This window comes from Halopseudomonas yangmingensis (assembly GCF_900114825.1).
Classification (GTDB): domain Bacteria; phylum Pseudomonadota; class Gammaproteobacteria; order Pseudomonadales; family Pseudomonadaceae; genus Halopseudomonas; species Halopseudomonas yangmingensis.
In genome coordinates this window covers 18644-31942 of the sequence record NZ_FOUI01000009.1, presented here as the reverse complement: position 1 = coordinate 31942, position 13299 = coordinate 18644, and the positions used below count along the sequence as shown (strand labels likewise).

The following is a 13299-nucleotide window of genomic DNA, read 5'->3' as shown; positions in this document are numbered from 1 at the left end:
TGCTTGTCACTCCTGCGGATCTGCCGCCGGTGCATCGGCGGCCGGTTGTTCATCGACAGCCGACTCAAGGTCAGCTTCCAGCTCCTGCCCATCGGCAAGGCCGTCATCCTCTGGCTCCAGAACCCGCTCCAGCCCGACCAGCTTTTCGTCGGTGGCCAGCTTGATCAGGGTCACGCCCTGGGTATTGCGCGACAGTTTCGAGACCTCGCTGACACGGGTACGTACCAGCGTGCCCTGATCGGAAATCAGCATGATCTCGTCGCCGTCGACTACCTGCACGGCACCCACCAGCGCACCGTTGCGCTCGTTGGTGACCATGGCAATCACGCCCTGACCGCCACGGCCGCGACGCGGGTATTCATCCAGCTGGGTGCGCTTGCCATAACCACGCTCGGAAGCGGTAAGGATCTGCACCTCGCGCTCGGGAATCAGCATCGAGATCAGCCGTTGTCCGTCGCCCAGGCGCATGCCGCGCACACCGCGCGCGGTGCGGCCCATGGTGCGCACATGGCGCTCCTTGAAGCGAATCACCTTGCCGGCATCGGAGAACAGCATGATATCGCGGGCGCCATCGGTAATCGCCGCGGCAATCAGGGTGTCACCCTCTTCCAGACGCAGGGCAATCAGGCCATTGCTGCGCGGCCGGCTGAACTGCACCAGCGGGGTCTTCTTCACCGTGCCACGGGCAGTGGCCATAAAGATATAGGCGCCGGTCGGCTCGTCCTGCTGGTCGTCATCGGCAGACTCGTCGTCGGATTCGACATCCGCCTCGCTGTCCACCAATTCGCCGTCAATCAGCAGCGCTTCGTCATCCAGATCTTCCTCGGCGCCAGCACTCTGCTGCAACGCTTCAAGGTCGATCTGCAGCATGGCGGTGATGCGTTCACCCTCTTCCAGCGGCAGCAGGTTGACCATCGGCCGCCCCCGCGCCGCGCGGGATGCCTCGGGAATTTCGTAGGTTTTCAGCCAGTAGACCTTGCCCTTGCTGGAGAACAGCAACAGCGTCGCATGGCTGTTGGCAACCAGCAGGTGCTCAACGTAATCCTCATCCTTGACCCCGGTGGCCGACTTGCCGCGACCACCGCGGCGCTGCGCCTGGTAATCGGTGAGTGGCTGGCTCTTGGCATAGCCACCGTGGGAGATGGTCACCACCCGCTCTTCTTCAGTGATCAGGTCGGCAATCGTCAGGTCCAGACGCGAGGCAACGATTTCGGTGCGCCGCTCATCGCCATAGGTGTCGCGAACCAGCTCAAGCTCCTCGACGATCACTTCCATCAGCCGTTCCTGGCTGTTGAGGATGTGCAGCAACTCACCGATGCGGGTGAGGATTTCCTGGTATTCGGCCAGCAGCTTTTCCTGCTCCAGACCGGTCAGGCGATGCAGCCGCAGCTCAAGAATGGCCTGGGCCTGCTCCGGTGACAGGTAGTATTTGCCATCGCGCATGCCGTATTGCTCGTCCAGACCATCCGGACGGCAGGACTCAGCACCGGCACGCTCGACCATCTCGATCACCGCACCCGGCTCCCAGGGCATGGCAATCAAGCGCTCTCTGGCCTCAGCCGGCGACGGCGAGGCTTTGATCAGGGCAATCACCGGGTCGATATTCGACAGAGCGACCGCCTGGCCTTCAAGGATATGGCCACGCTCGCGGGCCTTGCGCAGTTCGTAGACGGTACGCCGGGTCACTACCTCGCGGCGGTGGCGGATAAAGGCTTCCAGCAAGTCCTTGAGATTAAGGATGCGCGGCTGGCCATCCAGCAGGCCGACGATATTGATACCGAACACGCTCTGCATCTGAGTCTGTGCGTAGAGGTTGTTGAGTACCACCTCGGCCACTTCCCCGCGGCGCAGCTCGATGACCACGCGAATACCGTCCTTGTCGGACTCGTCACGCAGCTCGGTAATGCCTTCGAGTTTCTTTTCCTTGACCAGCTCGGCGATCTTCTCGATCAGCCGCGCCTTGTTCAGCTGGTAGGGCAGCTCGCTGATGATGATCTGCTGGCGACCACCGACCTTGTCGATATCCTCGATCTGGCAGCGGGCACGGATATAGATGCGCCCGCGACCGGTGCGGTAGGCCTCGATGATCCCGGCGCGACCGTTGATGATGCCGGCCGTGGGGAAGTCCGGGCCCGGGATGTATTCCATCAGGCCATCAACATCCAGCTCGGGATTGCTGATCAGCGCCAGACAGGCGTTGACCACTTCGGTCAGGTTATGCGGCGGAATATTGGTAGCCATGCCCACGGCAATACCGCTGGAACCATTGACCAGCAGGTTCGGCACTCTGGTCGGCAGAACGGCCGGAATCTGCTCGGTGCCGTCATAGTTTGGCACCCAGTCGACAGTTTCCTTGTCGAGGTCGGCCAGCAGCTCGTGCGCCAGCTTGGCCATGCGCACTTCGGTGTAACGCATGGCGGCTGCATTGTCGCCGTCGATCGAGCCGAAGTTGCCCTGACCGTCGACCAGCGGATAGCGCATGGAGAAATTCTGCGCCATCCGCACAATGGTGTCGTACACCGCCGAGTCGCCGTGCGGATGGTATTTACCGATCACGTCACCGACCACACGGGCGGACTTCTTGTACGGCTTGTTCCAGTCGTTGCCCAGCTCGCTCATGGCGAACAGCACGCGCCGATGCACCGGCTTCAGTCCGTCACGCACATCCGGCAAGGCACGCCCGACAATCACGCTCATGGCGTAGTCGAGGTAGGATTGTTTCAGCTCGTCTTCGATATTGACGGGAAGGATTTCTTTGGCCAGTTCACCCATGAAACGGCATTCCTTTTATTGTCGGCATACTGTTGCCCTGATAAAACCACGCCAGCCCGGCCCGACCCGCCTGCGGCGGTGCTGGCCGGGGGCTTGCCCACGACCGGCCACGGCATCGATCAAAGCGCGGAAGCATACCATAGACGCAACCTGACAGGGAGTTGTCGACTGCCCTTCAGTGCAGTCGGTCACGACTCATCAAGGCCGCCAGCGAATCGGCATCAGGCCGCTCGACAATGCCCTTTTCGGTGACCAGAACATCGATCAGATCAGCCGGTGTGACATCGAATACCGGATTGCACACCGGCATCGGCACTGTCAGCGGCTGGCCATTCAGAACCAGCAATTCCTCCGCATCGCGCTCCTCGATGGGAATATCCTCACCACAATCAAGCTGCATATCGATGGTCGAGGTCGGTGCCACCACCATAAAGCGTGCACCATGGTGCATGGCCTGCACCGCCAGTGCGTAGGTACCGATCTTGTTGGCCACATCGCCGTTGGCGGCAATCCGGTCGGCCCCCACGATCACCCAGCTGATATCCCCGGCCTTGAGCAGGTGCGCGGCCGCCGAATCAACATTCAGCTGCAGCGGAATATCCTCCCGCAGCAACTCCCAGGCCGTCAGCCGCGAGCCCTGCAACCAGGGCCGGGTCTCATTGACATGCACGCACTCCACCAGCCCCGCCGCATGCGCTGCACGGATCACCCCGAGCGCCGTGCCATAGCCGCCAGTGGCCAGGGCACCGGCATTGCAGTGGGTCATCAGACGCTGCGGATGGCGATCATGACGGGCAATCAGTTCTGCACCCAGTTGCCCCATGCTCAGGCTGGCTTCGATATCGGCCTGATGAATATCCTCCGCCAACTGCAACAAGCGCTGTGGCAGGTCAGCCTGCCGGGCGTGACGCTGCAGCGCTTCACCCATCAGCTTCAGCGCCCAGAACAGATTCACCGCCGTGGGTCGTGAGGCAGCCAGCTGATCGATGGCCGGCTGCAGGGCGGCTGGCCAATTATCGCTATGCTGCAACGCCAGAGCTTCCAAAGCGACACCGTAGGCGGCGGCAATACCGATCGCCGGCGCACCGCGCACCACCATCTCACGAATGGCGCGCGCCACCTCAGCCGCATTGGCGCAGGCCAGCCACTCCTCGGCATGCGGCAAGCGCCGCTGATCGAGCAGCATCAGTCGCGCCTGCGCCTCGTCCCAGTACAAGGGCACCACATCCAGCGTGACCTCCCGCATTCCCCTGCCCACAGCCATGTCCGACTCCCGCAAAAAAACCGCGAGTATACGCCGCATCCGCGTTCCGGGCTTGTTCGGCAGCATGACTGCGGCAATCATGCTGCAGCATCTGTACTGGTGCACGCCTGCGGGTATACTGCGCAACCATGAATCAAGTCGAACTGCCCATCACTCCATTGCCCCAGCCACTCGATCTGCTGATCGTGCCACGCTGGATCATTCCCGTGGTTCCTGCCGGCGTGGTGCTCGAAGAGCATGCGCTGGCCGTGCACGAGGGTCGTATTGTCGCCCTGCTGCCAGTCGCCCATTGTGAGGACCTGCAGGTCCGCGAACGCTGCGAACGCCCGGACCACCTGCTGATCCCCGGTCTGGTCAACGCCCATGGGCATGCGGCGATGACCCTGCTGCGCGGGCTGGCCGACGATCTGCCACTGATGACCTGGCTGGAGCAGCACATCTGGCCGGCCGAGCGTCGCCACGTGAATGCCGACTTTGTTGCCACCGGCACGCGGCTGGCGATTGCCGAAATGCTGCGTGGCGGCACCACCTGCTTTGCCGACATGTACTTTTATCCGGCCATCGCGGCACAGACCGCGATCGACTGCGGCATACGGGCACAGATTGCCTTCCCGTTACTCGACCATCCAATCCCCGGCGTGCCCGACTGTGCCAGCGGTCTGCAGCAGGGCCTGCAGCTGCACGACGAGCTGCGCCACCAGTCACTGGTCAGCCTGGCCTTCGGGCCGCATGCGCCCTACACGGTCAGCGATGACAATCTGCTGCGCATCCGCACGCTGGCCGACGAGGTGGATCTGCCGATCCACATGCATGTGCATGAAAGCGCTGACGAGATAGCCGGTAGCCTGCAACAGTACGGCGAACGCCCCTTGCAGCGCCTGCAGCGCCTCGGCCTGCTGGGCCCTCGCCTGCAGGCAGTACACATGACCCAGGTGGATGACAGTGATCTGGCGCTGCTCAGCCGCCATGATGTTCAGGTGGTGCACTGCCCACAATCGAATCTCAAGCTGGCCAGCGGCTTCTGCCCGGTACAGCGACTGCTGCAGGCCGGTGTCAATGTAGCACTGGGCACCGATGGCGCTGCCAGCAACAACGATCTGGACCTGCTCGACGAACTGCGTACTGCTGCCCTGCTAGCCAAGGCCGTCAGCGGCGAGCCCACCGCCCTGCAGGCGCATAAGGCCCTGCATATGGCAACCCTGGCCGGTGCCTGCGCCCTCGGCCTGGAACAGCAGACCGGCTCACTGGAGCCGGGCAAGCAGGCCGACCTGACCCTGATCGATCTGGGTGACCCACTGCTGCAGCCGGTCTACGACCCGCTGTCGCACCTGCTCTACAGCAGCAACTCGCGCCAGGTCAGTGATGTCTGGGTAGCCGGGCGCCGACGCCTGAGCAACGGACAGCTGGCCACTGACTTATTGCCCGCCGACATCCACCAGCAGGTGGCCAACTGGGCCGCCCGGATCAAAAAAGAGGATCAACCCGATGAGTCTTAACGTCGACCGCGCGGAAATCGCCAAGTTCGAAGCCCTGGCCAGCCGCTGGTGGGATCGCAACAGCGAATTCCGCCCGCTGCACGAGATCAATCCGCTGCGCACCAACTGGATCGACGAGCGTGCCGGCCTGGCCGGCAAAAAGGTGCTGGATGTCGGCTGTGGCGGCGGCATCCTCGCCGAAGCCATGGCCCTGCGCGGCGCCAGTGTTACCGGCATTGACATGGGCGAGGCGCCGCTCGGCGTTGCCCGTCTGCACCAGCTGGAGTCGGGTGTCGAGGTCGACTACCGGCAAACCACCGCTGAGGAGCTGGCAGCGGAAATGCCGGGTGCCTTCGATGTGGTGACCTGTATGGAAATGCTCGAGCACGTGCCGGATCCCTCATCAGTGATCCGCGCCTGCGCAACCCTGGTCAAGCCCGGCGGGCAGGTGTTCTTCTCGACCATCAACCGCAACCCCAAGTCGTTCCTGTTCGCCATTGTCGGCGCCGAATATGTGCTGCGCCTGCTGCCGCGCGGCACCCACGAATTCGCCAAGTTCATCCGTCCGGCCGAACTGGGCAACTGGGCCCGCGACGCCGGCCTTGACCTGCAGGACATCACCGGCCTGACCTACAATCCGCTGACCAAGGTGTACAAGCTGGAAGCCGATGTCGACGTCAACTACATGATCCACTGCAGCCGCAGTGCCTGAGATGCTGGCCGGCATCCTGTTTGATCTGGACGGCACCCTGCTGGATACCGCCGGGGACTTTGTCGACATCATCCAGCGCATGCGCGCCGATCGCGGCCTGCCACCGGCTCCCGAGAGCCTGGTGCGCAGCCGGGTCTCGGATGGCTCTGCCGGCATGCTCAGCGCCGCCTTTGACAGCTCACCGCAGGCCTCGGAGTTTGACCTTCTGCGCGAGGACTTCCTGCAGCGCTATGCGGCGCAACTGGCTATGCATACGCGCCTGTATCCCGGGATTGCCGAGCTGCTTGACTGGCTGGATGCCGAAGGCCTGCCCTGGGGCGTGGTGACCAACAAGATGAGCCGCTTCAGCATTCCGCTGCTGCAAGCCATGCAACTTGACCGGCGCTGTGCCAGTCTGGTCTGTCCGGATCAGGTCAGCCAGCCCAAGCCACATCCGGAACCACTGTTCAAGGCCTGCAGCGAGATGCGCGTCACACCGCAACACTGCGTGTTCGTCGGTGATCACCGGCGCGATATCGAAGCCGGTCGCGCCGCCGGCATGCGCACCGCAGCAGCACTCTACGGGTATCTTTCCAGCGATGATCCGCCCGCCACCTGGCAAGCCGATCACAGTGTCCAACACGCCGCCGAACTGCTGCCCTGGCTGCAGCAGTTGCGCCAACAGGAGATTTTCGATGTTTGACTACAACGCCCCGGCCGGCCTGCTCAACGGCCGCATCATTCTGGTTACCGGCGCCGGTGACGGCATCGGCCGCGCCCTGGCGCTGCGCTGCGCCGAACTGGGTGCCCAGGTGATTCTGCTGGGCCGCAACGCCGCCAAGCTCGAGGCGGTGTATGACCAGATCGAAGCGGCCGGCCACGCGCCGGCGGCAATCTGTGAACTGGACCTGGAAAAGGCCGACGCGGCGGCCTTCGACAGCCTGGCTGACCAGTTGTTTGATAGTTACGGACGCCTCGACGGACTGGTGCACAATGCCGCCGCATTGGGCCCACGCACGCTGCTCGACCAGGTCAAGCCGGAGGCCTGGATGCAGGTAATCCAGACCAACCTGAATGCGCCCTTCCTGCTGACCCGCGCACTGATGCCATTGCTGCGCGCCTCGACGGATGCCTCGGTGGTCATGCTGTCCTCCAGCGTCGGGCGCAAGGGGCGCGCCTACTGGGGTCCCTACGCCATATCCAAGTTCGCGCTGGAGGGGCTGATGCAGGTGCTTGCCGACGAACAGGACGGCACCAGCAATATCCGCGTCAACAGCGTCAACCCCGGTGCCACCCGCACCGCCATGCGCGCCCGCGCCTACCCCAACGAAGCGCCCGAACGCAATCCGGCGCCCGAGGCGATCCTGCCGGTATTTCTCTACCTGCTGGGCGCTGACAGTCAGGGCGTCAACGGCCAGGCACTGGACGCCCAGTAAACGCCGTTTTTCTGCCGACAGCCGCCGACAGCTTCCGGGGTCGGCGGCATTTTTTTGCCGCAAAGCCACCAAACAAACCAATAACTTATTGTTTTTAAAAGAAACACAATGATGGCACGGTTCATGCTTTATGCATTGCAACAGCTTGCATGCATCGAGGATTCCGCATGTCATTCATTCAGGAAAGCAGCACCGAATTCGACTCCGCCCGCCTGACACTGGTTCATCCGCGGGACAAGGAACAACAGCACCCGCTCAAGACAGAGCCACTGTTCAATCTGCCAGCTATGCAGCAACGCTTGTTGCAACTGCTGCAGACCACGCTGGAGCTGCCACGGGTACTTGAGTTGTTTTTCCGCGAACTGCACGGCCAGATGTGCGTGGACGGACTGGAATACCGGCATGAGTCACACAAGCTGAACCTTGCGCTGGGTGTTCAGAAGCTGCATCGCTGCAGCTACCGCATGACCCATGAAGGCGCTTACCTGGGCGAAGTGGTATTTTGCCGCGGCAAGCGCTTCAGCGAGCGGCAACTGCAGATACTGGAAGCCTTGCTGGGCAGCCTGCTGTTTCCGCTGCGCAATGCCCTGCTGTACCGGCAAGCCATTGCCGCCGCCCTGAACGACAGCCTGACCTGCGCCGGCAACCGACTGGCGCTGGAGCAAAGCCTGCAGCGCGAGATCCAGCACAGCATTCGCCAGCGCAGCGATTTGAGCATCATCGCTATCGATCTGGACCATTTCAAGAAAATCAATGACAGCTACGGCCACGCCATTGGTGATGAAGCACTGAAAGCCACAGTCAATTGCATCAATGACTGCTTGCGGGCCGTCGATGGTGTATACCGCATGGGCGGCGAGGAGTTTGTTGCCGTGCTGCCAAACACCGCCGTCGAGGCGGCCCTGCTGGTAGCCGAACGCATCTGCCGGCGAATTGCCGGGATGCAGTTTGCGATCGATGGTCAGGATATTCCGCTCAGCGCCAGCCTGGGTGTAGCCACCCGCAGAACGGATGAAAGCGCTGCTACCATGCTTGAACGTGCTGACCAGCTGATGTATCAGGCCAAGCAGAACGGCCGCAACTGCGTGGTCGGGGAATCAGCCACGCATTGACGTCCGGACAAGACGCCCGGCTTAACGGCCGGGCTTGCCCTTGCCACGCGGGGACGGACGCGCCGCCTTGTGCATCGACGGCTTGCGCGACAGACGCTTGAGACGTTCCTTCTCCTCGGTCTTCATCTGCGGCAGGGCCATTGGCTGCAGACCAACCTCAAGTGACAGCGTGTCCAGCTCGTTCTGCTTCATTTCGCGCCAGCGACCGACAGGCAACTCGGCACCAAGGAAAACAGGTCCGAAACGCACCCGCTTGAGGCGGCTGACACGCACGCCCTGGGATTCCCAGAGGCGACGCACCTCGCGGTTGCGCCCCTCAACCAGGCACACGTGGTACCAGCGATTGATACCATCACCGCCCGAGCTGACCACATCGGTAAAGCGCGCCGGGCCATCCTCCAGCATCACGCCCTGCTTGAGGCGCTCGATCATCTCCTCGTCCACCTCGCCCATGACCCGTACCGCGTACTCGCGGTCCATTTGCCAGGAAGGATGCATCAGACGGTTGGCCAGCTCACCATCGGTGGTAAACAGCAGCAGGCCGGAGGTATTGATATCCAGACGGCCGACATTGATCCAGCGGCCGTGTTTCAGGCGTGGCAGACGGTCAAATACCGTGGGGCGACCCTCAGGGTCGTCACGGGTACAGACCTCGCCTTCAGGTTTGTTATAGATCATTACCCGACGCAGTACTTCGGCACCGAGGTCGCGACGCAGTGGTCGACCGTCAACCGTGATCTGATCAAGGCTGTCTACCCGGCAGCCGAGGGTGGCAGGCTCGCCATTGACCAGCACCCGGCCGGCGCCAATCCAGGTTTCGACTTCACGGCGCGAGCCAAGGCCCATGCGCGCGAGGACTTTTTGCAGCTTTTCGCCGCTGACAGGTATCTGGCTTTCGCTCTGCTCGTTGGTGTTCTGGTCATTCATGGCGGCACCTCCCGGTGTAAAAAAATCAAGCCGCACAGGATAACAGCGCAGCGCCGTTTCAGCTACCGTGATCACCACCCTCGCCCTGCTCCTGTGAGCGCGCGGACGGGCGCAAAGGATCATCAAAGTCGGTTTTCAGGTTGGCTTCCATACTGCCCAGTTGCTCCAGAAGTTCGCCGAAATCAGCCTCCTCTGGAGGCTCAAGGGCGTCAGGCACTGCCGTATCGGAGAGCCATACAGCCGTTTCTCCAGTGGCGGCAGCCTGAAGCGGTTGCAAGGGCAGTTCGGCCTCGATCTGCTCCAGACTGCGCAACTCGGCCAGTGGCGGCAACTCGGCCAGGCTGCGCAGGTTGAAGTGGTCAAGAAACTGCCGGGTAGTTGCAAACAATGCCGGTCGACCGGGCACTTCACGGTGACCCACTACCCGAATCCAGTCCCGCTCCTGCAAGGTACGGATGATCTGGCTACTGACAGCCACGCCACGAATATCCTCGATCTCGCCTCGGGTAATCGGCTGGCGGTAGGCAATCAGCGCCAGCGTCTCCAGCAAGGCCCGGGAGTACCGCTGCGGGCGCTCCTCCCATAGCCGGCCAACCCAGGGGGCGTAGTCAGCACGCACCTGCAGCCGCCAGCCACTGGCAGTTTCCACCAGCTCACAGGCGCGCCCACTGCATTGCTCGCGCAAGCGTTCCAGCGCCGCACGCAAGGTATCGTTGGCGGGCTCCTGCCCTGGCTCGAAGAGTTCGCGCAGGTGCTCCAGCGGCAGCGGCCTTGCCGCCGCCAGCAACACGGCCTCAAGAATCTGTTCAAGCAATGGCTGGCTCATCCGTCTGCCTCAGCTTTACGTGGATCGGGGAAAGGGGTTCGTTCTGCACCAACTCCACCAGCTGCTCCTTGACCAGCTCAAGAATCGCCATAAAGGTCACCACCACGCCCAGCTTGCCCTCCTGGGCGCTGAACAGACTGACAAAGGGCAGAAAGCCGCCGCCGCGCAGCCGCTCCAGAACCTCTGCCATCCGCTCGCGGGTTGACAGCAATTCGCGGGTAACCTGGTGACTCTCGAACAGCTCGGCACGGCTGAGCACCTCGGTCAGAGCCACCAGCAGTTCCTGCAGTTCGACCTCCGGATGCTGGCGGCGCAGCTCGATGGCCGGCGGCTCGGCCGCAGCCTGAAACAGTTCACGCCCAAGGCGCGGCAGGCTGTCGATATGTTCGGCCGCCTGCTTGAAACGTTCGTACTCCTGCAACCGCCGAATCAGCTCGGCACGCGGATCGTCCTCCTCGTCCTCACCCTCACGTGACTGGCGCGGCAGCAGCAAGCGTGACTTGATCTCGGCCAGCATCGCCGCCATCACCAGATACTCGGCAGCCAGCTCCAGCTGGGCAGTCTTCATCAGCTCGACATACCCCATGTACTGGCGAGTAATTTCCGCCACCGGTATGTCAAGGATGTCGATGTTCTGTCGGCGGATCAGATACAGCAGCAGATCCAGTGGCCCCTCGAAAGCTTCAAGAAAGACTTCCAGTGCCTGTGGCGGGATATACAGATCCTGTGGCAACTGGGTAATGGCCTGACCATACACCAGAGCCAGGGGCAGCTCTTGCTGCTGCGGCACTGTCGCCGCAGCAGGGATGTCATTCTTGTCCGGGGAGGCCAGGCTCAAGGCCGTTACTGGCGGTACTGCAGGCCCATGACCTGCCGCACTTCGATCAGGGTATCGCGCGCCGCCTCACGGGCCCGCTCGTTACCTTCGGCGATAATCAGTCGCACCGCCTCCGGATTGGCCTCAAACTCGCGGGCCCGCTGCTGCATTGGCGCCAGCTCGGCGCAGATGGCATCGATCACCGGCTTTTTGCAGTCGATGCAACCGATACCGGCAGTGCGGCAACCCTGCTGCACCCAGCCATGCGTAGCCTCGTCGGTGTATACCTGATGCAGCTGAAATACCGGACACTTCTGCGGATCGCCCGGATCGGTGCGACGCACACGGGCCGGATCGGTGGGCATGCGGCGCACCTTTTCACTGACCTCGTCGTTGCTGTCGCGCAGAGTAATGGTATTGCCGTAGGACTTGGACATTTTCTGCCCGTCCAGACCGGGCATTTTCGAGTCCGGCGTGAGCAGCGCCTGGGGCTCGGCAAGAATCACCTTCCCACCACCCTCGAGGTAACCAAACAGCCGTTCCTTGTCACCCAGAGTGATGTTCTGCTGCTCCTTGAGCAACGCCCGCGCCGTTTCCAGCGCCTCGGCATCACCGGTTTCCTGCCAGGCCTTGCGCAGGCTGCTGTAGAGCTTGGCTGCCTTCTTGCCCATCTTGTGAATGGCGGCCTCGGCACGCGCCTCGAAATCCGGCTCGCGCCCGTACAGGTGATTGAAGCGGCGCGCCACTTCACGGGTGATTTCCACATGGGCAACCTGGTCAGCGCCCACCGGCACCAGACCGGCGCGATACATCAGGATGTCGGCACTCTGCAACAGCGGATAACCCAAAAAGCCGTAGGTGGCCAGATCCAGATCCCTGAGCTTTTCCTGCTGATCCTTGTAGGTCGGCACCCGCTCCAGCCAGCTCACCGGCGTGACCATCGACAGCAACAGATGCAGCTCGGCATGCTCGGGCACTTGTGACTGGATGAACAGGGTGGCGGCACTGCCACTGACGCCGGCCGCCAGCCAGTCAACCAGCATGTCCGTGACATTCTGCTCGATATCGGCGGGGTTCTCGTAATGGGTAGTCAGCGCGTGCCAATCAGCAGCGAAGAAGAAACACTCATATTCATGCTGCAGCTTGACCCAGTTCTTCAGCACCCCGTGATAGTGACCCAGATGCAGGCGTCCGGTAGGACGCATGCCGGACAGAACGCGGCGCTGTGAATCGACAGAACTCAAGGGAATCTCCTGATGACATTGGATGGTCGTGGAATCGGCAAATGGCGCGATTATACCCGGTTTGCCGGCGCTTCAATCAAACGCCGGCTCGCGGCTACCGCCAAAGGGTTCAGGGTCACCCAGCCCGACCCGCTGTACTTCCGGCTGGCCATCAACCAGACTGACGACAGTAGTAGGTTCAAGATTGCAGGCGCCGCCGTCAATGATCAGGTCTATCTGCTTGCCAAGGCGCTCGCGGATCTGTTCCGGATCGGTCATCGGCAAGCTGTCGCCGGGCATCAGCAGGGTCACGCTCATCAGTGGCTCGCCCAGTGCCTCGAGCAACTCCAGAGTGATGCGGTGGTCGGGAATACGCAGGCCGATGGTACGCCGCTTGGGATGCAACAGGCGGCGTGGCACCTCGGTGGTGGCATTCAGGATAAAGGTATAGGGCCCCGGGGTATGGGCCTTGAGCAGACGAAAGGTGGTGTTGTCGACCTTGGCGTAAACACCCAGCTCCGAGAGGTCTCGGCAGACCAGGGTGAAGTTGTGCTTGTCGTCCAGCTGGCGCAACCGGCGGATTCGCTCAAGCGCGTCCTTGTCGCCCAGATGGCAACCCAGCGCATAGGCCGAGTCCGTCGGATAGGCGATCACTCCGCCACTGCGGATTATGTCCACCGCCTGACGTACCAGGCGCGCCTGGGGGTTTTCCGGGTGAAGCTGAAAATACTGACTCATGCTGTCCTCTGTCATTGT

The 13299-nt window shown here is 62.3% G+C and carries 11 protein-coding genes and 1 pseudogene; 5 read left to right on the top strand and 7 right to left on the bottom strand.

Features of this window, described 5'->3' with window-relative positions; all coding sequences use genetic code 11:
* Nucleotides 1-6 precede the first annotated feature (6 nt).
* The gene (gene gyrA, locus BMZ23_RS09420) at nucleotides 7-2772 is read right to left on the bottom strand and encodes a DNA gyrase subunit A (protein ID WP_093475999.1); all 2766 of its coding nucleotides are present in this window, start codon (nucleotides 2770-2772) and stop codon (nucleotides 7-9) included.
* Between the two features lie 175 nt (nucleotides 2773-2947).
* Nucleotides 2948-4018, bottom strand: a complete 1071-nt coding sequence (mtnA, locus tag BMZ23_RS09415; protein ID WP_245748176.1) for an S-methyl-5-thioribose-1-phosphate isomerase — start codon at nucleotides 4016-4018, stop codon at nucleotides 2948-2950.
* Between the two features lie 176 nt (nucleotides 4019-4194).
* Between mtnA and BMZ23_RS09410 the strand changes: the two genes are divergently transcribed.
* The 5 genes from BMZ23_RS09410 (at nucleotide 4195) to BMZ23_RS09390 (ending at nucleotide 8750) form a co-directional block, all read left to right on the top strand.
* A complete protein-coding gene (locus BMZ23_RS09410; RefSeq protein ID WP_425431687.1) occupies nucleotides 4195-5532 on the top strand; it encodes a TRZ/ATZ family hydrolase in 1338 nt (445 codons plus the stop codon).
* Nucleotides 5522-6223 carry a bifunctional 2-polyprenyl-6-hydroxyphenol methylase/3-demethylubiquinol 3-O-methyltransferase UbiG gene (gene ubiG, locus BMZ23_RS09405; RefSeq protein WP_093475993.1) on the top strand — a complete coding sequence of 234 codons (702 nt, stop codon included), beginning with the start codon at nucleotides 5522-5524 and terminating at the stop codon, nucleotides 6221-6223. Before BMZ23_RS09410 ends, ubiG begins: the two co-directional genes overlap by 11 nt.
* Before the next feature lies 1 nt (nucleotide 6224).
* On the top strand, nucleotides 6225-6905 hold the full coding sequence (gph, locus tag BMZ23_RS09400) for a phosphoglycolate phosphatase (RefSeq protein ID WP_093475990.1): 681 nt from the start codon (nucleotides 6225-6227) through the stop codon (nucleotides 6903-6905).
* Nucleotides 6898-7638, top strand: coding sequence for a YciK family oxidoreductase (locus BMZ23_RS09395; protein ID WP_093475987.1), 741 nt, complete (start codon nucleotides 6898-6900; stop codon nucleotides 7636-7638). The genes gph and BMZ23_RS09395 overlap by 8 nt, the downstream gene beginning before the upstream one ends.
* Nucleotides 7639-7805: 167 nt before the next feature.
* Nucleotides 7806-8750, top strand: coding sequence for a GGDEF domain-containing protein (locus tag BMZ23_RS09390; protein ID WP_177197257.1), 945 nt, complete (start codon nucleotides 7806-7808; stop codon nucleotides 8748-8750).
* A gap of 39 nt (nucleotides 8751-8789) precedes the next feature.
* On the opposite strand, the pseudogene rluB reads toward BMZ23_RS09390, so the two are convergent.
* The 5 genes and pseudogenes from rluB to BMZ23_RS09365 all read right to left on the bottom strand — a co-directional run.
* Nucleotides 8790-9677: pseudogene (gene rluB, locus BMZ23_RS09385) on the bottom strand (23S rRNA pseudouridine(2605) synthase RluB); the annotation flags it as partial.
* A 58-nt stretch (nucleotides 9678-9735) separates the two neighbouring features.
* A complete protein-coding gene (gene scpB / locus BMZ23_RS09380) occupies nucleotides 9736-10503 on the bottom strand; it encodes an SMC-Scp complex subunit ScpB (RefSeq protein WP_093475981.1) in 768 nt (255 codons plus the stop codon).
* On the bottom strand, nucleotides 10484-11341 hold the full coding sequence (locus BMZ23_RS09375; protein ID WP_425431684.1) for a segregation and condensation protein A: 858 nt from the start codon (nucleotides 11339-11341) through the stop codon (nucleotides 10484-10486). Before BMZ23_RS09375 ends, scpB begins: the two co-directional genes overlap by 20 nt.
* A gap of 5 nt (nucleotides 11342-11346) precedes the next feature.
* Nucleotides 11347-12564: a tryptophan--tRNA ligase gene (locus tag BMZ23_RS09370; RefSeq protein ID WP_093475978.1), complete on the bottom strand. Its 1218-nt coding sequence runs from the start codon at nucleotides 12562-12564 to the stop codon at nucleotides 11347-11349.
* Nucleotides 12565-12636: 72 nt separating this feature from the next.
* Nucleotides 12637-13281, bottom strand: coding sequence for an L-threonylcarbamoyladenylate synthase (locus tag BMZ23_RS09365; protein WP_093476237.1), 645 nt, complete (start codon nucleotides 13279-13281; stop codon nucleotides 12637-12639).
* Between the last annotated feature and the right edge of the window lie 18 nt (nucleotides 13282-13299).